18 protein-coding genes are annotated in these 18,621 nt (G+C 72.3%); 8 read left to right on the top strand and 10 right to left on the bottom strand.

From position 1 onward, the window contains the following. Nucleotides 1–103: 103 nt before the first annotated feature. The gene (locus tag G3I42_RS35980; RefSeq protein WP_164291844.1) at nt 104–1,939 is read right to left on the bottom strand and encodes an NHL domain-containing thioredoxin family protein; all 1,836 of its coding nucleotides are present in this window, start codon (nt 1,937–1,939) and stop codon (nt 104–106) included. A 174-nt stretch (nt 1,940–2,113) separates the two neighbouring features. Here G3I42_RS35980 and G3I42_RS35985 point away from each other — a divergent pair, with 174 nt between their 5' ends. Beyond that, the gene (locus G3I42_RS35985) at nt 2,114–2,602 is read left to right on the top strand and encodes an LURP-one-related family protein (RefSeq protein WP_164291845.1); all 489 of its coding nucleotides are present in this window, start codon (nt 2,114–2,116) and stop codon (nt 2,600–2,602) included. Nucleotides 2,603–2,608: 6 nt separating this feature from the next. On the opposite strand, the gene G3I42_RS35990 is transcribed toward G3I42_RS35985, so the two are convergent. Beyond that, entirely contained in the window at nt 2,609–2,995 is a 387-nt protein-coding gene (locus G3I42_RS35990; protein ID WP_164291846.1) for a VOC family protein, read from the bottom strand. A gap of 405 nt (nt 2,996–3,400) precedes the next feature. On the opposite strand from G3I42_RS35990, the gene G3I42_RS35995 reads away from it, so the two are divergent. Next, on the top strand, nt 3,401–4,225 hold the full coding sequence (locus tag G3I42_RS35995) for a maleylpyruvate isomerase family mycothiol-dependent enzyme (RefSeq protein ID WP_164291847.1): 825 nt from the start codon (nt 3,401–3,403) through the stop codon (nt 4,223–4,225). Nucleotides 4,226–4,272: 47 nt separating this feature from the next. Here the strand turns inward: G3I42_RS35995 and G3I42_RS36000 are convergent, their stop codons facing one another. Both G3I42_RS36000 and G3I42_RS36005 read right to left on the bottom strand, forming a co-directional pair. Then, complete coding sequence (locus G3I42_RS36000; RefSeq protein ID WP_164291848.1) at nt 4,273–5,637, bottom strand: MFS transporter; 1,365 nt, start codon at nt 5,635–5,637, stop codon at nt 4,273–4,275. Further along, a complete protein-coding gene (locus tag G3I42_RS36005) occupies nt 5,634–6,323 on the bottom strand; it encodes a GntR family transcriptional regulator (protein WP_164291849.1) in 690 nt (229 codons plus the stop codon). The genes G3I42_RS36000 and G3I42_RS36005 overlap by 4 nt, the downstream gene beginning before the upstream one ends. Nucleotides 6,324–6,466: 143 nt before the next feature. Here G3I42_RS36005 and G3I42_RS36010 point away from each other — a divergent pair, with 143 nt between their 5' ends. After that, a complete protein-coding gene (locus G3I42_RS36010) occupies nt 6,467–6,667 on the top strand; it encodes a CsbD family protein (protein ID WP_164291850.1) in 201 nt (66 codons plus the stop codon). A 263-nt stretch (nt 6,668–6,930) separates the two neighbouring features. On the opposite strand, the gene G3I42_RS36015 is transcribed toward G3I42_RS36010, so the two are convergent. Beyond that, on the bottom strand, nt 6,931–7,662 hold the full coding sequence (locus G3I42_RS36015; RefSeq protein ID WP_164291851.1) for an SDR family oxidoreductase: 732 nt from the start codon (nt 7,660–7,662) through the stop codon (nt 6,931–6,933). A 56-nt stretch (nt 7,663–7,718) separates the two neighbouring features. Further along, nucleotides 7,719–8,216, bottom strand: a complete 498-nt coding sequence (locus tag G3I42_RS36020) for a YbaK/EbsC family protein (RefSeq protein WP_164291852.1) — start codon at nt 8,214–8,216, stop codon at nt 7,719–7,721. Between the two features lie 88 nt (nt 8,217–8,304). On the opposite strand from G3I42_RS36020, the gene G3I42_RS36025 reads away from it, so the two are divergent. Beyond that, nucleotides 8,305–8,868, top strand: coding sequence for an XRE family transcriptional regulator (locus G3I42_RS36025; protein ID WP_203607777.1), 564 nt, complete (start codon nt 8,305–8,307; stop codon nt 8,866–8,868). Here G3I42_RS36025 and G3I42_RS36030 read toward each other — a convergent pair. Further along, nucleotides 8,834–9,364 carry a Uma2 family endonuclease gene (locus tag G3I42_RS36030; RefSeq protein WP_164291853.1) on the bottom strand — a complete coding sequence of 177 codons (531 nt, stop codon included), beginning with the start codon at nt 9,362–9,364 and terminating at the stop codon, nt 8,834–8,836. The genes G3I42_RS36025 and G3I42_RS36030 overlap by 35 nt on opposite strands. Nucleotides 9,365–9,529: 165 nt before the next feature. On the opposite strand from G3I42_RS36030, the gene G3I42_RS36035 reads away from it, so the two are divergent. Further along, complete coding sequence (locus tag G3I42_RS36035) at nt 9,530–10,636, top strand: AI-2E family transporter (protein ID WP_164291854.1); 1,107 nt, start codon at nt 9,530–9,532, stop codon at nt 10,634–10,636. Nucleotides 10,637–10,730: 94 nt separating this feature from the next. Here G3I42_RS36035 and G3I42_RS36040 read toward each other — a convergent pair whose 3' ends face one another. Beyond that, on the bottom strand, nt 10,731–13,091 hold the full coding sequence (locus G3I42_RS36040) for a SpoIIE family protein phosphatase (protein ID WP_164291855.1): 2,361 nt from the start codon (nt 13,089–13,091) through the stop codon (nt 10,731–10,733). Between the two features lie 146 nt (nt 13,092–13,237). On the opposite strand from G3I42_RS36040, the gene aspS reads away from it, so the two are divergent. From aspS to G3I42_RS36055, 3 genes are all read left to right on the top strand, one after another. Continuing rightward, nucleotides 13,238–15,001, top strand: a complete 1,764-nt coding sequence (gene aspS / locus G3I42_RS36045; RefSeq protein WP_164291856.1) for an aspartate--tRNA ligase — start codon at nt 13,238–13,240, stop codon at nt 14,999–15,001. Between the two features lie 277 nt (nt 15,002–15,278). Then, complete coding sequence (locus G3I42_RS36050) at nt 15,279–15,506, top strand: hypothetical protein (protein ID WP_164291857.1); 228 nt, start codon at nt 15,279–15,281, stop codon at nt 15,504–15,506. After that, nucleotides 15,503–15,898 (top strand): type II toxin-antitoxin system VapC family toxin, encoded by a 396-nt coding sequence (locus tag G3I42_RS36055; protein WP_164291858.1) that lies wholly within the window; start codon nt 15,503–15,505, stop codon nt 15,896–15,898. Before G3I42_RS36050 ends, G3I42_RS36055 begins: the two co-directional genes overlap by 4 nt. A 68-nt stretch (nt 15,899–15,966) precedes the next feature. On the opposite strand, the gene metG is transcribed toward G3I42_RS36055, so the two are convergent. Both metG and G3I42_RS36065 read right to left on the bottom strand, forming a co-directional pair. After that, complete coding sequence (gene metG, locus G3I42_RS36060; protein ID WP_164291859.1) at nt 15,967–17,685, bottom strand: methionine--tRNA ligase; 1,719 nt, start codon at nt 17,683–17,685, stop codon at nt 15,967–15,969. Between the two features lie 239 nt (nt 17,686–17,924). Then, nucleotides 17,925–18,621, bottom strand: a 697-nt coding sequence (locus G3I42_RS36065; RefSeq protein ID WP_239096902.1) for a VWA domain-containing protein, incomplete at its 5' end; no start/stop codon positions are given.

The raw sequence follows: 18,621 nt of genomic DNA on the forward strand, positions 1-18,621 counted from the left end.
ACGGCCGGTGGCGTGTACGGGGGCGCGCGGCGGCGTGAGGATGCCGGGGGTACGGGCACGGGCCGCCCCCTGGCGAACGGACCGCCCCCGTAGGCCCTCCGCCTCAGCCGTCCAGCCCCGCCAGCACCAGCGCCAGCCGCGTCTCGCCGCCCTCCGCGACGAGCTTCACCGGGACGCCCCAGTCCTGCTGGTGCACGTGGCACGCGGGATATTCATTGTCCTCGGCGTCGTCGCACGAAGCCGCCATCGCCGACACGTGCAGGACGCCCTCCGTGATCTCCGGGTTCAGCTCCAGCTCGCGGGCGAGGTCCGTGCCCGCGCCCTCGCCCGCGCGCAGCAGCTCGGGGGGCGTGGACGAGACAAGGAGGCGCGTCGAGGGGCCGTAGCGGGTGTCGAGCTTTTGGCCCGTCGGGGCCTGGAAGATGACGTCCAGCGCGAGCTTCCCGGCGGTCACCTCGGTCGCCGCCCGCCGCGTGCGGTGGGCGACCGCCTCGACCCGTACCGCCTCCTCGGGCAGCCGCAGCCGGGTCAGGCGGTGGCGCGCCGACTCGACCACGACGATCTCCTCGCCGTCCACGACCGCCGCGCTCGGCTCGCGCAGGTCGGTCGCGAGGGTCGTCACCTCGTCGCTCGCCGGGTCGTAGCGGCGCAGCGCGTGGTTGTACGTGTCCGCGACGGCCACCGAGCCGTCCGGGAGCGCCGTGACGCCCAGCGGGTGCTGGAGGAGCGCCTGACCGGCCGCGCCGTCGCGGTGCCCGAAGTCGAAGAGGCCGGTGCCGACCGCCGTACGGACCGTGCCCGCGCGGTCGATCCAGCGCACCGCGCTCGTCTCCGCGTCCGCGATCCACAGCCGCTCGCCGTCGGGGCTCACCGCGAGCCCCGAGGGCTGCGCGAACCATGCCTCGTCCGCCGGGCCGTCGACCAGGCCCTCGTTCGTCGTGCCGGCCGCCGCGCGCACCGTCCCGGCCTCCGGGGCGTACGTCCACAGCTGGTGCACGCCCGCCATCGCGATCCACACCTTGCCGTCGAACCACGCCACGTCCCACGGCGACGACAACGAGATCTCGCGCGCCGCGCCCGCGACCGGCTCGCCCTGCCACCATTGCCGCCCCGTCCCGGCGAGCGTCGCGACCTCACCGCTCGCGAGGTCCACGCGGCGCAGCGCGTGGTTGACCGTGTCCGCGACGACGACGGCGCCGTCCGGGAGCAGCGCGAGGCCCTGCGGCTCGTTGAACCGCGCCTCGGCCGCGCTCCCGTCGAGCAGCCCGCGCTCCCCGCTGCCGATGCGCCGCCGCACCGTCTCGCCGTCCGCCTCCAGTTCCACGAGCGCGTGCCGCGTCGTGTCGCTGACCAGGAACGTCCCGCCCGGCAGCCGCAGCGCCTTCCCGGGGAAGCGGAGGTCGGTGGCGACGGGCTCGGGCGGTACGTAGGGGCCCTCGCCGCGCCGCAGCGTGCCCTTCGCCTCGTGCTCCGCCTCCAGCTCCTCGACCAGCGTCGCGATCGCGTGCGCGTGGCCCTCGCCCGCGTGCTGGGCGACGACGTAGCCCTCGGGGTCGATCACGACGAGCGTCGGCCAGGCTCGTACGGCGTACTGCTTCCAGGTGGCCAGCTCCGGGTCGTCCAGCACCGGGTGCTCGACCCCGTACCGCTCCACGGCGTCCACGACGGCCGCGTGCTCCGCCTCGTGCACGAACTTCGGCGAGTGCATCCCGATGATCACGACCGTGTCCCGGTGCTTCTCCTCCAGCTCGCGCAGCTCGTCGAGCACGTGGAGGCAGTTGATGCAGCAGAAGGTCCAGAAGTCCAGGATCACGATCCGCCCGCGCAGATCGGCGAGTGAGTAGGAGGTGCCGCCGGTGTTGAGCCAGCCGCCCTTGCCGACCAGTTCGGGGGCGCGGACACGGGCACGGCGGGCGGGCGCGGGAGAGGCGTCGTTCATGGTCTCCAGGGTGCCACTTCACCTGCGGCGATCCGTGGCCCGGATGTTTCACGTGGAACATCGCGATGTTCCACGTGAAACATCGCCGGGCTTCCTGTGGGCCACGTCATGTTTCACGTGAAACATCGCCCGTCGCTTCCGCTTTCCGGCGGGAAATCGGGTAGCCGTAGGGCCATGAGATACCTCGTGCGTGAGCGGCTGTTCTCCATCGGTGACGACTACTGGATCGAGGACGAGTCGGGCCGCAAGGTCTTCCTGGTCGACGGGAAGGCGATGCGGGTCCGGCAGACCTTCGAGCTGAAGGACGAGCAGGGGCGCGTGCTCGTCGACATCCACAAGAAGCTGATCAGCCTCATGGGCGAGATGGTCATCGAGCGGGAGGGCGAGCACCTCGCCAGGGTGAAGCGCAAGCGGCTCTCGCTCCTGCGCAACCACTTCCGCGTGGAGATGGCGGACGGGACCGAGCTGGACGTGAGCGGCAAGATCCTCGACCGCGAGTTCGCGATCGAGTACGACGGGGAACTGCTCGCGCAGATCTCGCGGCGCTGGTTCACCGTCCGCGACACGTACGGGGTCCAGGTCGTGCGGGAGGACGTGGACCCCGCGCTGCTCATCGCCGTGACCGTCTGCGTGATCGCGCTCGCGGAGGGGAAGGACGACTGAGGCCGGTCACGGGCGCCAGCGCAGGGGGTGCTTCTCGGGCACCTCGATGACCGCGATCCGGACGCCGTCCGGGTCGCGGACCCACATCTCGATGAGCCCCCACGGCTCCTGGCGCGGCTCGCGCTCGATCTCCACCCCGGCGCGGCGCAACTCCTCGTACGCCGCCGCCGCGTCGGGCACCTGGAGCCAGATGCCGAGTGCGGGGGACGGGGGTTCGGCGGAGCGGCCGGAGACCTCCAGGAAGCCGTTGCCGAGGAAGTAGACGGTGCCGCGCTCCTCGCCCGTGCCGAACTCCCTGTGCACGGCGAGGCCGAGCCTGCGGCCGTAGAAATCGCGGGAGCGGTCGGGGTCCGTGGGGCGCAGCAGAATCCTGCTGCTCAGTACCTGCACCATGGCCACCGAGCGTACGGGAGCGGGGGCTTGGGCGCGGGGAGGCGGATCGGCGGGGGCGGTGGCCGGGGAGCGTGTGCGGGGCGCGCGGGGAGGCGTTCGTCCGGCGTACGGGGACGCGCGTACCGGGCATACGTGGCGCGGTGCCGTCGTGCGGCGGCGCACCGTACCACCGCCGGGTGGGGCGGGACGTCAACTCCGGCCTACCATCGTCACTCGAAAGCACTGCCAGGGCGACACCCGGCGGCGTACTGTGCTCTTCCGGGGGCTCTCTCCCCCCGGCCCCCGAGCACCCGCGCACCGACCGGCGCAGCACTGCCGCCGACCTGACCGCCCGCCAGCCGTCCCTGACGACCTGATGTCCTGCCGCGGCCACCGCCGCGCCGTACCGACCGCACGAGGGGTCCCGTGAGCCTCCATCCCAGCCTTCAGACCTATGCCGACGCCTGGTCCCACTCCGTGGAAGCGATATCCGCGCTGGTGCAGCCCCTCGCGGACGCGGACTGGAACCGGGCGACACCGTGCCCCGGCTGGTCGGTGCGGGACCTGATCTCGCACGTCATCGGCATGGACTGCGAGATCCTCGGCGACCCGCGCCCGATCCACACGCTGCCGCGCGACCTCTACCACGTCCGTACCGAGCACCAGCGGTACATGGAGATGCAGGTCGACGTCCGCCGCCACCACACCGCTCCCGAGATGCTCGGCGAGCTGGAGTACACGATCATCCGCCGCAACCGGCAGCTCAGGAACGAGAACCGGGCGCCGGACGCGGTGCTGCGCGGGCCGCTCGGCACCGAGCAGACCCTCGAAGTCGCCATGCGGCGGCGCGCCTTCGACGTGTGGGTGCACGAGCAGGACTTGCGCGTCGCGCTCGGGCAGCCGGGGAACCTGGACTCGCCGGGGGCGTATGTCGCACGGGACGAGCTGCTGATGGGGCTGCCGAAGGTGGTCGCGAAGCGGGCGGGGGCTCCGGCCGGCAGCGCGGTGGTCTTCGACGTGGGCGGGCCCGTCGAGTTCCTGCGGACGGTACGGGTCGACGCGGAGGGGCGGGGGACGGTGGACGGGGCGCCGTCGCTCGGGCCGATCGCCACGTTGAGCATGGAGTGGGAGACGTATTTCCGGCTGGCGTGCGGGCGGGTCTCGGCGGAGCGGGCCGCGCATGACGTCAAGTCGGAGGGGGACGAGGAGCTGGTTTCCGCGATCCTGGCCAACTTCGCTGTGACGCCCTGAGCGGGGGCGGGCCCCTCTTTACAGGGCTCCGCCCCCCACTCCGCTCCTCACGTTCCCCCAGCCTGCGGCCGGGAGGTGCCCCCGGAGGAGCTGGATTGTTGGGGTACGTGGACGACCTCGATCTTGCTTGTCGTCAGCCGCTCGCGTTCGGTGCGCAGGGCCCGGCCCCGCAGCCGCAGGAACTGGCTGACGCCCAGGGCCTCCACCGCGAAGATCGCGCAGAAGGCGATGCGGTAGTTGTCGTCGGTCGCGTCGAGCAGGATGCCGATGGCCAGGAGCAGGATCATGCAGGCGGTGAAGCCGCCGATGTTGACGATTCCCGAGGCCGTGCCCTGGCGTTCGGGCGGGTTGGCCGGGCGGGCGAAGTCGAAGCCGATCATCGAGGCCGGGCCGCAGGCGCCGAGGACCGCCGTCAGTAGCACGAGGAGCCACATCGGGGCCGTGTCGCCCCAGCTCAGCACCAGCGCCCACAGCAGGGCCGTCGCGGCCACCGTGCCGAGCACGAGCGGGACGCGGGCGCCGTGGTGGCGGGCGATGAGCTGCCCGTACACGAGCCCCACGACGATGTTCGACAGGATGACGACCGTGAGCAGGTTCCCCGCCGTGCCGCGCGAGAGGCCCTGCTGCTCGACGAGGAACGGCATGCCCCACAGGAGCAGGAAGACCATCGCGGGGAACTGCGTCGTGAAGTGCGTCCACATCCCGAGCCTGCTGCCCGGCTCGCGCCACGTCGCGGCGATCTGCGCGCGGACGTAGGCGGCGCCGCGGTGCGCGGCGGGCAGGGGTGGTGGCTCGTGGCCCTCGGGGTGGTCCTTGAGGAAGAGGAGTGTGACGACGAGGACGACGACGCCGAGTCCCGCGCTCCCCGCGAAGGCCGCCGTCCAGCCGATGCCGTGCAGGAGCCGGGCGATCACGAGCGTCGAGACGAGGTTGCCCGCCATGCCGACGAGGCCGGCGAGCTGGCCGACGAAGGGGCCGCGCCGGGCCGGGAACCAGCGGTTGCCCAGGCGCAGCACGCTGATGAACGTCATCGCGTCGCCGCAGCCGAGCAGCGCGCGCGAGAGCAGGCCCGTCGTGTAGTTCGGCGAGAAGGCGAAGCCGAGCTGGCCGAGGGTGAAGAGGACCGCGCCGAGGCACAGCACCTTCTTCGTGCCCATCCGGTCGACCATGAGGCCGACGGGTATCTGCATCCCCGCGTAGACGAGGAGCTGGAGTATGGAGAACGTCGAGAGCGCCGAGGCGCCGACGTGGAAGCGGTCGACCGCGTCGAGTCCCGCGACGCCCAGCGACGTGCGGAAGATGATCGCGACGAAGTAGACGGAGACGCCGACGCCCCACATCGCGACGGCCGCCCGGCCGCCGGGCGGATCGCCGGGGAGCGTGGCACGCGCGGGCACCGACTGCGCGGTCATCGCACCTCCCCGCGGGCGAGCGTGTGGAACCAGCTGACGTGCCGTTCGACGACGTCGACGGCGGCCGCGGCGTCCCCCGCGCGCAGGGCGGCGAGGATCTCGCGGTGCTCGTGCAGGTTCTTCGTGGTGCGGTCGGGGTGCGCGTACATGACGGCGACGCCCATGCGGAGCTGGCGGTCGCGGAGCTGGTCGTACAGGCGCGAGAGGATCTCGTTGCCGCCGCTACGCACGATCTCGGCGTGGAAGCAGCGGTCGCTCGCGGCGGCGCCCTCGTAGTCGCCCGACTCGGCGCGCCGCGCGTGCTCGGCGATCAGCTCTTCGAGGCGGGTGAGGAGGGCGGGCGAGGCGGGCACGGCCTTGCGCGCCGCGTGCTGCTCGACGAGCAGCCGCGTCTCGACGACGTCCTCGATCTCCTGCGCGGAGACGGGCAGGACGAGGACGCCCTTCTTCGGATAGAGCTTGAGCAGGCCCTCGACCTCCAGGCGCAGCATCGCCTCCCGTACGGGGGTGCGCGAGACGCCGACCTCGTCGGCGACCTCGCCCTCGGTGAGGAGGGTGCCGCCGGCGTAGCTGCGGTCGAGGATGCGGTGCTTGACGTGCGCGTAGACGCGGTCGGCGGCGGGGGGTTGTCTGGGTGGCTTGGGCTGCGGGTCGGCGGAGGGGGCGGCCGTGGGGACGGAGGGCATGCGCACAGCATAGATACAAGATGCGTACGTCCTCGGAGGTGTCCGCGAAATGGACACGGGCCGGGAGGTGTGAGGCGCGAGGGGCGGGGCACGCGGTCGGTGTCAGCGATACGGCTCACAGCCCGAAGCGAAGGAGCACGATCATGGCCGCGAAGCACGGCAAGCACGCGCACCATACGGACCAGAAGTCGACCGCCCGCGCGGAGCGCGTGAAGGGCGCCGCGAAGGAGACGGCGGGCAAGCTCGTCGGCAACGAGCGGCTCCAGGCCGAGGGCGGCGTCGAACGCTCCCGCGGTGACATGCGGCAGGCGAAGGAGAAGACGAAGGACGCCTTCCGCCACTGACGCCTCGCACGACGGCCGCCTCGCGCTCACCGCGCCCGGCGCCTCGCGCCACGGCGCTCGCAGACCTGGACCGGGGCAATCCCTGACCCGAGCCGCCCCGCGTCCACCCCAAGGACCGGGTGCCACCGGAGCCACGCCCCCCTCGGGCTCCGGTGCGCACCCGCCTCCGCCACGAGACCCCCGCCCCTTCCGGGCGGGGGTCTCGGTGTGTGCGGGGGGTACGAGGCCGGGCCGCCCTCCGAGCCCCCGGCCCCCTCAGCCCCTCACGCCCCCCACCCCCCGTCCACCGTGATCTCCGTGCCCGTCAGGTACGTGGCGTCCGGGCCGGAGAGGAAGGCCACCGTGGCCGCGATCTCGTGCGGGGCGGCGTAGCGGTCGAGGGCGGTGAGGGCGGCGACCGTGGGGGCCTGGGGGGAGGAGGCGGGGTTGGCGTCGGTGTCGGTGGGGCCCGGGTGGACGAGGGTCGCGGTGATGCCGCGCGGGCCGAGTTCGCGGGCGAGGCCCTTCGTGAGGCCGAGGAGCGCCGTCTTGCTCATCGCGTAGAGGGCGAAGCCGGGGAAGGGGACGCGGACGGCCGTGTTGCTGCCGATCGTGATGATCCGGCCGCCCTCCGGGAGGTGCGGGGCGGCGGCGCGGGCCGCCTCGTAGGGGGCGCGGACGTTGACCGCGAGGGACTGCCCGATCTCCGCGTCCCCCAGCTCTTCGAGCGCCCCCACGTGGAACGCGCCCGCGTTGTTGACCAGGACGTCGAGGCCGCCGAAGGCCCGTACCGTCTCCGCCACCGCGCCCCGCACCGCCGCCGGGTCCGCGCTGTCGGCCCGCAGCGCGAGCGCGGGCCCGTCGAGTTCCTTCGCGAGCGCCGCCGCCCGCGCCTCCTCCCGCACGTACGTGAACGCCACGCGCGCCCCCTCGGCGGACAGCCGCCGCACGACGGCGGCCCCGATCCCGCGCGAACCACCGGTCACCAGAGCCGTTTTTCCCTCAAGTCCGTTCATGGGATTGATGGTTGTGGAGGACGCGGATCGGCGCTGGCGGGATTCCGCCGTCGCGTTCAGGCCGTCACGTCGAGCAGCACGCCGTCCGTCAGCCGGAGCAGTTCCGCGGCCGTCGTGGGGAAGACCGTGTGCGGGTGGCCGCCCGCCGCCCAGACCTCGTCGTACGCCGTGAGTGCCGCGTCGACGACCGTGGGGAGCGGGGCGGGGTGGCCGGCCGGGGCGACGCCGCCGATCGCCTGGCCCGTGGCCGTACGGACCTGTTCGGGGCTCGCGCGGTGCAGCTTGCCGCGCCCCCAGCGGGCCGCGAGCGCCTTCGTGTCGACGCGGTGCGCGCCGCTCGTCAGGACGAGGACCGGTTCGCCGTCCGAGACGAAGACCAGGCTGTTCGCGATCGCCCCGACCTCGCAGCCGAGCGCCGCCGCGGCGGCGGCCGCCGTCGGCGCCGGCTCGCCCAGTACCCGTACCTCGCCCGCGATCCCGTGCGCGGCGAGCGCGGCGACGACGGGGGCGCAGCGGGCGGGCAGGGGGGTGGTGGTCGGCTCGGTGGTGTCCATGAAGGGGCTCCTTCGCAAGGTGCGTTCCGTATATGGAACGATAGGGGACGGGGTACGAGGGACCAAACCGCTTTCCGAAGGAGTCGCCTTGACCGGTCAGGCCGTCGAAGTGGGCGCGCGTATCCGGGAGTTGCGCGAGGCGCGCGCGCTCTCGCTCTCCGCGCTCGCGCGCCGATCCGGCCTCGGCAAGGCGACGCTGTCGGGGCTGGAGGCGGGGACGAGGAACCCGACGCTGGAGACGCTGTACGCGGTGACGACCGCGCTCGGCGTCCCCCTGACGACCGTGCTCGGCCCCCGCGCCGCCACGACGTCCGGCGCCGCCGTCGACGCCCGCCTCCTCGACCGGTACGAGGACGACGCGGCCGTCACGGAGACGTACCGCGTACGGGTCCGCGCCGGGGCCGCGCAATGCTCGGCCGCCCACGCCCCCGGCACTCGCGAGCACCTGACCGTCCTGGCCGGCACCGTCCTCGCCGGCACCGCCACTGCCCCCGTACGGCTCACCCCCGGCGACGCGCACACCTGGCCCGCCGATGTCCCGCACCTCTACCGCGCCACGTCCGGCGACACGGAAGCGATCCTCCTCGTCCGCTACCCGGCCGCCGGTGCCGGCGCGCTCAGGGGCGAGGGAGCGCGTCGAGGTCGAGAGTGAAGGTGCGGCCGTCCGCGAGGTCGATGGGGAGCTTGCCGGTGCCGTACTTATGGGTGTACGCGGCGATGTAGCCGGTTCCGTTCGGCTGGGTGTGTACCACGACCTCCTGCGCGTAGGGGTCCACGACCAGGTAGACGGGGATGCCGTAGCGGCCGTACTTGGCGGTGCAGTCGTCGTAGTCCTTGCGGGCCGAGGAGACGGAGACGACCTCGCAGATCAGGAGGACGTCCTCGAAGCTGTACCGCTTGCCGTCCTTGCGCGCGTCCTCCCGGAGGATCGCGAGGTCCGGGGCGGAGTTCTCGTCGGCGGGAAAGTCGAGGTACACGTCGGACGTCACCTTCGCGTGACGACCCAGAGCGAGCGTGTCGATCTGCATCGAGCGGATCGTGCTGGAGTGCTCTTCGCTCTGCGGAGTCATGATCACTTTCTCATCGGCACCGAAGAAGACCGTGTATCCCTCGGGGAACACGGTCCGCACGATCGCGTCGACGCTCATCAACGGCTCCTTCCCGTGGTGCAAGGATACGGCGATCGGCCCGACCCGTCCGGCCGTACCGCATTCCCCGTTCCCGTCGCTCCCCGCCCGCCGCGACGCCCCTTCCGCCCTCCCGCCCGGCATGGCTTCGCGCCTCGCGGGCCCGCTCCGTGGTCCGCTGGGCCCATGTCCGTACCGCCCCCGTCCGCGAAGTCCGCCGCAGAGCTGCTGCCCGAGCCGATGCGCAGGTTCGGGGCCTGGTGCGTGCTCGTCCTCCTCGCCGCCGGGGTCGCCGCCGTCGCGATCTGGCTGTGCGTGGAGCTGAAGACCGCGGTCACGCCGATCCTGCTCGCCGTGCTCGGGACCGCGCTGCTGCGCCCGCTCCACTCGCTGCTCGTGGGGCGCGCGCACGTGCAGCGCTCGCTCGCGGCCGGGATCACGTGCGCGGCCGTCGTGGCGGCGGTCGGAGGGGCCGGGTACATCGTGACGAGCGCGATCGTCGACAACGGGCAGCAGATCCTCGACTCGATCCGCAGCGGCTACGAGGACGCGGCCTCGTGGGTCGGCGCCGAGGACGCCTCGCTCGACGACATCACGCACAACGCCCGCCAACTGCTCAACAAGTTCGGCGGCACGGCGGCGACCGGCGTGATCAACGGCCTCAGCGTCGTGGGCAGTTTCGTGGCGACGGCCGTGCTCGCGCTGCTCCTGATGTTCTTCTTCCTGCGCGACGCGGGCCGCGCGCTGCACGCCCTGCGCGAACTGTCGCCCGGCGGCAGCTCCGACCTCGTGGAGGCGATGGCGCGGCGCGCGTACCAGGCGGTCGCGGGCTTCATGCACGGCACGACGATCATCGCGCTCATCGACGCCACGTTCATCACGATCGGCCTGCTCGTCCTCGGGGTGCCGGGCGCGCTCGGCCTGGGCGCGCTCGTCTTCCTCGGCGCGTACATCCCCTACCTCGGCGCGTTCCTCTCCGGCGCCGTCGCGATCCTCGTGGCCCTCGCGGACCGGGGCTTCGTCATCGCGCTGTGGGTGCTCGGGGTCGTGCTCGCGGTGCAGGTGCTCGAAGGGCACCTGCTCCAGCCGGTCGTGCAGAGCCGCACCGTGCAGATGCACCCGGCCGTCGTCATGGTGACGATCACGGCGGGCGCCTCGCTCGCGGGCATCCTCGGGATGCTCCTCGCGGTCCCGCTGACCGCCGCCGCGTTCGGGATCTTCCGGGAGCTGCGGCAGCGGTACGGGGGCGAGGGCGGCGGCGCGAGCGCGGGGGAGGCGGGCGACACTCCCTGAACGGTTCACCGTTAAATCACATAAAACGGTCCGTAACGCTCTACGGTACGGATAGGGGTCCGGGACCGCACGGGGGTCCCGGACCCCCACCTCGTCACGGCTCCTCGCGCCCCGCGCCCTCCGCGCCGCCGTCGTCCGCGTCCGCCCCGCCGCCCTCGCCCACGCCCTCCACGTCCCCGTCCCCGCCGTCTTCGTCCTCCTCCTCTTCCTCCTCCCGCAGCTCGAACCAGATCGACTTCCCCTCGCCCCGCGGCGACACCCCCCAGTCGTCCGCGAGCAGTTCCATCAGCACCAGGCCGCGCCCCGAGGAGGCCAGTTCGCCCGGGTCGCGGCGGTGCGGGAGCGTGTCGTCGTCGTCGATGACCTCGACGCGCATCCGGCGCGCCCCCGGCGGCCCCGTCACGGAGGCGATGAGGAGGGCGTCTCCCTCGGTGTGCACGAGCACGTTCGTGAGCATCTCGGAGCACATCAGCACCGCCGAGTCGACCTGCTCGCGCTCCGGCCAGTCGTGCAGCAGGTCGCGCAGTTGCCGCCGCGCCCCCGCCACCCGCTCCGGCTCCGCCTGCGCGACGGAGAGGATCGCGCGGCGCCCGCGCGGGTGGCGCAGCCGGCTGGAGGAGCCGATGAGCGCGCGGCGCAGCAGGAGGACGGCGATGTCGTCCTCGTGGAGCGGTCGCAGCGGCCCCGTGTCCTGCTCCGCGCCCGGCCCGTGGACGGCGCCGAGCAGCGCGTCCGCGAGGCCCTCGACGTCGTCGCCCTCGTACGACTCGACGGCGCGCCGCAGCCGCCGCCAGCCGGTGTCGAGGTCGTGCCCGCCGGTCTCGATGAGGCCGTCCGTGCACATCATGATCGTCTCGCCGGGTTCGAGGACGAGCCGCGTCGTCGGGTAGTCCGCGTCGGGGTCGATGCCGAGCGGGAGGCCGCCCGCGACGGAGCGGCGCAGCATCGTGCCGTCGGCCATCCGGACCGCCGGTTCGGGGTGCCCGGCGCGGGCGATCTCCAGCGTCCCGTTCGCCGGGTCGACCTCGACGTACAGGCAGGTGGCGAAGCGCGGCTCGTCGTCCAGGTCGTCGAGGGCGTCCGCGTCCTCCACCGCCGTCGAGTCCATGCCGCGCGTCTCGCTGATGCCGTGCAGGAAGCGCGCGGCGCGGGTGAGGACGGCGTCCGCGCGGTGCCCCTCGGCCGCGTAGGCCCGTACCGCGATCCGCAACTGGCCCATGAGCCCGGCCGCGCGCACGTCGTGGCCCTGCACGTCGCCGATGACGAGCGCCGTACGGCCCGAGGGGAGCGGGATCATGTCGTACCAGTCGCCGCCGACGCGCAGGCCGCCGCCGGTCGGTACGTAGCGGGCCGCGAGGCTCATGCCGGGGATGGCGGGGCCGAGGCGCGGCAGCATGGAGCGCTGGAGGTCCTCGGACAGCTCGCGCTGCGAGTCGGCGATCCCGGCGCGGCTCAGCGCCTGCGCGAGCATCCGCGCGACGGTCGCGAGCACGGAGCGCTCGTCGACGGTGAAGGCGACGGGGTACGTGAACGCGGCGAGCCAGGTGCCCATCGTGCGCCCGGAGGCGACGAGCGGCAGGAACGCCCAGGACTTGCGGTTGAAGGCGGCGACGAGCGGCCACGTCGCGGGGTAGCGCTCGCGGTACTCCTGCGGCGAGGAGAGGTAGACGGCGCGCCCGGTGCGGACGACCTCGGCGGCCGGGTAGTCCGCGTCGAGAGGGATGTCGGCGAAGGGCGCGGCGGCGTCCCTGCGGTGGCCGTGGTGGCCGATGACGGTGAGGTGGTCGTTCTCGACGCCGAAGACGGCGAGACCGTCCGGCGAGAAGCCCGGCATGGAGAGCCCGGCGGCGACTCGCAGGACCTCCGTCGTGGAGCGGGCCTCGGCGAGCGCGCGGCCCGCGTCGAGCAGGAACGCTTCGCGCGAGCGCCGCCAGTCGCCCGTGACGGGTGCCCGCGCGACGGTTCCCGGCGAGGGCTCGGTGATCTCCTGCAAGGTCCCGACGAGGACGAAACCGGGGCCGGTACGGGAGGTGCGGCCCGCGGCCGGGGCGGTGACGTCGCTGCCGAGCCACGTCGCCGCGGTGTCGGCCACGTCGCGCTCGGTCGCGACGTCCTCCTCCTCGGGCGGGGCGGCGGGGCGGGTGGGGCGGGAGCGGGTGCGGACGACCCGTACGACGTTGCCCTGCTCGTCCATGACCCGCAGCCGTGCCTCGCCCAGGGTCTCCTCGGCGGCGGCGAGGGTGATGACGCTCTGGATCTCGTTCCAGTCGGAGGGGTGGAAACGGGCCCGTACGGCGGCCTCGGTGAGCGTCACGGGGTGCGCGGGCAGCCCGAGCAGCCGGGCCGCCTCGGCGTCCACGGCGATGGTCCCGGCCGCGTCGTCCCACCGCCACAGGCCCGTGCGCAGCACGGAGAGTGCTTCGGCGGGGGTGGGGGCGACGTTTTCGCTACCCATTGTCGTATTTTACGTAGATCGCGGAGGGGGTGGCCAGTCGGAAGGGTGCTTCGGGGCAGCGCCCGGGCGGCGAGCGGGGCGGCGGTAACCTGGTACGCGCACGTTTTGCACGCCCACATTCTTGACACCCGAGCGACTGGATAGAGATGCACCGGTACCGGTCCCACACCTGCGGCGAGCTCCGCGCCTCCGACGTCGGCAGCGACGTCCGGCTGAGCGGCTGGCTGCACAATCGGCGCGACCTCGGCGGCATCCTCTTCATCGATCTGCGTGACCACTACGGCATCACCCAGCTCGTCGCCCGCCCCGGCACGCCCGCCTTCGAGACGCTCGACAAGCTCTCCAAGGAGACCGTCCTGCGCGTCGACGGCAAGGTCGTCTCGCGCGGCGCCGAGAACGTCAACCCGGACCTGCCCACGGGCGCGGTCGAGGTCGAGGCCGGCGAGGTGGAGGTGCTCGGCGAGGCCGGGCCGCTGCCGTTCACGATCAACGCCGAGGACGGCGTCAACGAGGAGCGGCGCCTGGAGTACCGCTTCCTCGACCTGCGCCGCGAGCGCATGCACCGCAACATCATGCTGCGCACCGCCGTGATCTCGGCCGTGCGGCAGAAGATGGTCGCGCTCGGCTTCAACGAGATGGCGACGCCGATCCTCACCGCGACCTCGCCCGAGGGCGCCCGCGACTTCGTCGTCCCCTCGCGCCTGAACCCCGGCAAGTTCTACGCGCTGCCGCAGGCCCCGCAGCAGTTCAAGCAGCTGCTCATGGTCTCGGGCTTCGACCGGTACTTCCAGATCGCGCCGTGCTTCCGCGACGAGGACGCCCGCGCCGACCGCTCGCCCGGCGAGTTCTACCAGCTCGACGTCGAGATGAGCTTCGTCGAGCAGGAGGACGTCTTCCAGCCCGTCGAGAAGCTCATGACGGAGCTGTTCACCGAGTTCGGCGGCGGCCGTGAGGTCACCTCGCCGTTCCCGCGCATCCCGTTCCGCGAGTCGATGCTGAAGTACGGCAACGACAAGCCGGACCTGCGCGCCCGGCTCGAACTCCACGACATCTCCGACGTCTTCGCCTCGTCGGAGTTCAAGGCGTTCGCGGGCAAGCACGTGCGCGCGCTGCCGGTGCCGGACACGGCCGGCCAGTCCCGCAAGTTCTTCGACCAGCTCGGCGAGTACGCGGTCGAGCAGGGCGCGAAGGGCCTCGCGTGGGTCCGCGTGGGCGAGGACGGGCAGCTCGCGGGCCCGATCGCGAAGTTCCTCACGGCGGACGACGTGAAGGCGCTCACCGAACGCCTCTCGCTGGCCCCCGGGTACGCCGTCTTCTTCGGCGCGGGCGAGTTCGACGAGGTCTCGAAGATCATGTCGGCGGTGCGCGTCGAGGCCGCGAAGCGGGCCGGGCACTTCGAGGAGGGCGTCTTCCGGTTCTGCTGGGTCGTCGACTTCCCGATGTTCGAGAAGGACGAGGAGACCGGGAAGATCGACTTCTCGCACAACCCGTTCTCGATGCCGCAGGGCGGCATGGACGCGCTGGAGCACAAGGACCCGCTGGACATCCTGGCCTGGCAGTACGACATCGTGTGCAACGGCATCGAGCTGTCCTCCGGCGCGATCCGCAACCACGAGCCCGCGATCATGCTGAAGGCGTTCGAGATCGCCGGGTACGACCGCGACACCGTCGAGCACGAGTTCGCGGGCATGCTGCGCGCCCTCCGGTTCGGCGCGCCGCCGCACGGTGGCATCGCGCCGGGCATCGACCGCATCGTGATGCTCCTCGCCGACGAGCCGAACATCCGCGAGACGATCTCCTTCCCGCTCAACGGCAACGCGCAGGACCTCATGATGGGTGCGCCGACGGAGCTGGACGAGACGAGGCTGCGGGAGCTGAACATCCAGCTCAGGAAGCCGGTTCAGAAGTAGCGGGAGGCGGGGGCGGGGCTCCGCCCCGGGCCCCCGCCCGGGGGCTTCGCCCCCGCACCCCCGGATTCGGGGGCTCCGCCCCCGCGCCCCCGCTCCTCAAGCTCCCCAGCCTCCGGCCGGGAGGTGCCCCCCAGAGTGGCTGGGTGTTGACCTGGTCCGCTGGAGGGGCCGGGTTTTGGCCTGGCTGGGTTCCGGGCCTTTCGCGGCCGGATGTCCGAACGGATGTCCGGCCGCTTTTGTGGCTGCTGTGGCGCTGGACCAGCGCTAGCCTGTATGCATGGCGACTGTACAGATCCGCAATCTCGACGACGAGGCGTACGCGATACTGCGCCGACGCGCTGCCGAGTCCGGGCGCTCGTTGCAGGAGTACCTGCGTATCGAGGTGGAAGAGCTGGCCCGGCGGCCCAGTATTGACGAGGTCCTGGACGATTTGCGCGACCACGCGGTCAGCGATGTGACCATGGACGAGATCGTCGCGATGCAGCGCGAGGGCCGCGACCGGTGATCGTTCTGGACAACTCGGTGCTGGTGTCGCTCCACTACGAGGAGGGGCCGCAGGGGAAGGCCGCCAGAGAACGTTTGCGTGGCATGACCGAGGTCTACGCCCCGGCGCTGATCGACCTGGAGTTCATCAACGTGACGCGCAGTCTTCTGCGCGCCGGGAAGGTCACGGAGCACATGGCCGACAGGGCCATGCGAAAGCTGCCGTCCTTTCCGATACGCCGAGTGAAGCACGAAGGGCTGCTCTTCCGCGTCTGGGAGCTGCGCCACAACTACTCGCCCTACGACGCCTCCTACATTGCCCTCGCGGAGCAGCTCGGCGCGACGCTGCTCACGGGTGATGCGCGTCTGCAACGCGGCACGGGCAAGCGTTGCGCGGTCGAGCTCATCGGCTGACCCCCGTACACGCAGCCGGGGCCGCCACCCGCGCCGGGCAGCGGCCCCACCTCCGGACCCCGGAGGGGTCAGTCCTCCGCCCCTCCGAACCGCTCCTTGAAGACCTCCAGGTCGTCGTCCGTCAGCTTCGCGAAGAGGACCGGTGGCACGATGAACGGGGTGCCGGCCGGGACCGCGGCCAGGGACTTCGCGCCGTCCCGGGAGATCCACGTCGCCGTGTCCCCGTCCAGCCGGAAGGCGGTCCGCATCGCCTTCGCCGTCGTCGGGACGAACGGCTCGGAGACGACCGCGTAGAGGTGGATCAGGTTCATCGCGGTCCGCAGGGTCAGGGCCGCCGCCTCCTGGTCCGTCTTGATCTCCAGCCAGGGGGCCTTCTCCTCCAGGTACGAGTTCCCCGCCGACCACAGCGCGCGCAGCGCCGCCGCCGCCTTGCGGAACTGGAGCGCCTCCATCTGCTCCTCGTACTCCGCGAGCAGCCGGGCGATCTCCTCGCCGAGCTTCGCTTCCGCCTCGCCCGGCGTCCCGCCCTCCGGCACCGCGTCGCCGAACCGCTTGCGCGAGAAGGACAGCACGCGGTTGACGAAGTTGCCGAGCGTGTCCGCGAGGTCCTTGTTGACCGTCGCCTGGAAGTGCTCCCAGGTGAAGGAGGAGTCGTCGGACTCCGGCGCGTTCGCCATCATGAAGTAGCGCCAGTAGTCGGCCGGGAGCAGTTCGAGCGCGTCGTGCGTGAAGACGCCCCGGTGCTGCGAGGTGGAGAACTTGCCGCCGTAGTAGTTGAGCCAGTTGAAGGACTTCAGGAAGTCCACGCGCTTCCACGGCTCGCGCGTCCCGATCTGCGTCGCCGGGAACATCACCGAGTGGAAGGGCACGTTGTCCTTGCCCATGAACTCCGTGTAGCGCACGTCGTCGGCCTCGTACCACCACGACTTCCAGTCGCGGCCCGTGCCCTCGGGCGCCGCCTCGGCCCACTCGCGCGTCGCGCCGATGTACTCGATGGGCGCGTCGAACCACACGTAGAAGACCTTGCCCTCGGCGGCCAGCTCCGGCCACACGTCGGCCGGTACGGGCACGCCCCAGTCGAGGTCACGCGTGATCGCCCGGTCGTGCAGGCCCTCCGTGAGCCACTTGCGCGCGATCGAGGAGGAGAGCTGCGGCCAGGAGTCGGCCGTCGCGTCGATCCACTTCTCGACCTCGCCCTGGAGCTTGGACTGGAGCAGGAAGAGGTGCTTCGTCTCGCGCACCTCCAGGTCCGTCGAACCGCTGATCGCCGAGCGCGGGTTGATCAGGTCCGTCGGGTCCAGCACGCGCGTGCAGTTCTCGCACTGGTCGCCGCGCGCCTTGTCGTAGCCGCAGTGCGGGCACGTGCCCTCGACGTAGCGGTCCGGCAGGAAGCGGCCGTCGACCGGCGAGTACACCTGCCGGATCGCGCGCTCCTCGATGAAACCGTTCTCCTGGAGCTTGCGCGCGTAGTGCTGGGTCAGCTCGCGGTTCTGCGCGGACGAGGAGCGGCCGAAGTGGTCGAAAGCGAGCGAGAAGCCGTCGTAGACGGCCTTCTGCGCGTCGTGCGCGGCGGCGCAGAACTCCGCGACGGGCACGCCCTGCGCGGCGGCGGCCAGCTCGGCGGGGGTGCCGTGCTCGTCGGTCGCGCAGATGTAGAGCACCTCGTGCCCGCGCTGGCGCAGGTACCGCGCGTAGACGTCGGCCGGGAGCATGGACCCCACCATGTTGCCCAGGTGCTTGATCCCGTTGATGTACGGAAGGGCGCTGGTGATGAGGTGTCGAGCCATCGGGGGCTGCTCCCAAGCTGCTACGAGTCGCTACGGAAGGTGAGGGGCGGAGGACGAATGGTGTGTCCGCCGGTCACCTGTTATCCCGGAAATCGTAGCCGAACGGGCGAGACCGGCTCCGGGGGTTTCTCTCCGTGGACACCGCGCGCGAGGTGGCGGTACGGCCGGGGGCCGGACGGTCACCCAACGTGAGACGGCCGGGCCCCGGCTCCGGGACCCGGCCGCGCTCGCCGCCTCGCTCAGCCCTGCGGCCGCCAGTCGGCCAGCAGCCCGCCGAGCACCTCCGCGTCGGTCAGCTCCTTCGGTACGGGGCCCGCCGGGAACCAGCCCGCGTTGCCCGCCCTGAGCCGCCGCAGGTAGTCGAAGTTCTTCGACTCCGTCTCGCCGAAGGACACGAACTGCCAGCGCAGCTCGGGCTGTTCGGCCTCGGCCGCCTTGAGCGCCTGCGTCGCGGCCGTCCGTGCGTCCGGCGGTCCGTCCGTCTGGAAGACGACGAGGCCGGGTTCGCCCGCCGCGTCCTTCTCGTGCAGCGCGCGCACCTCCTCGATCGCCAGCGCGTAGTTGGTGCGGCCCATCCGGCCCGCGCCCTCGTGGAGCGCGTCGACCACGCCCTCGTAGGCGTCGAGCGCGAGCGTGCCCGTCGCGTCGATCGCGGTCGAGAAGAAGACGAGCCGCACGACGGCCTCGGTGTCGAGGTGCGCCGCGAGCGCGAGCACCTGCTCGCCGAGCGCCTGCGCGCTGCCGTCCTTGTAGTACGGGCGCATCGAGCCCGAACGGTCGAGCACGAGGTACACGCGGGCCCGCGTCCCGGTGAGCCCGGCCTTGCGCAGGACGGCACCGGCGCTCTTGTGCGCGGGGACGAGCGCGGGCGCGAGGCGCTTGACGCGGGCGGCGGGGGTGGCGGGACCGGAGGGGGCGGCTGCGAGGGGGGTGGCC

It is taken from the genome of Streptomyces sp. SID11385 (genome assembly GCF_010548245.1).
Taxonomy (GTDB): Bacteria; Actinomycetota; Actinomycetes; order Streptomycetales; family Streptomycetaceae; genus Streptomyces.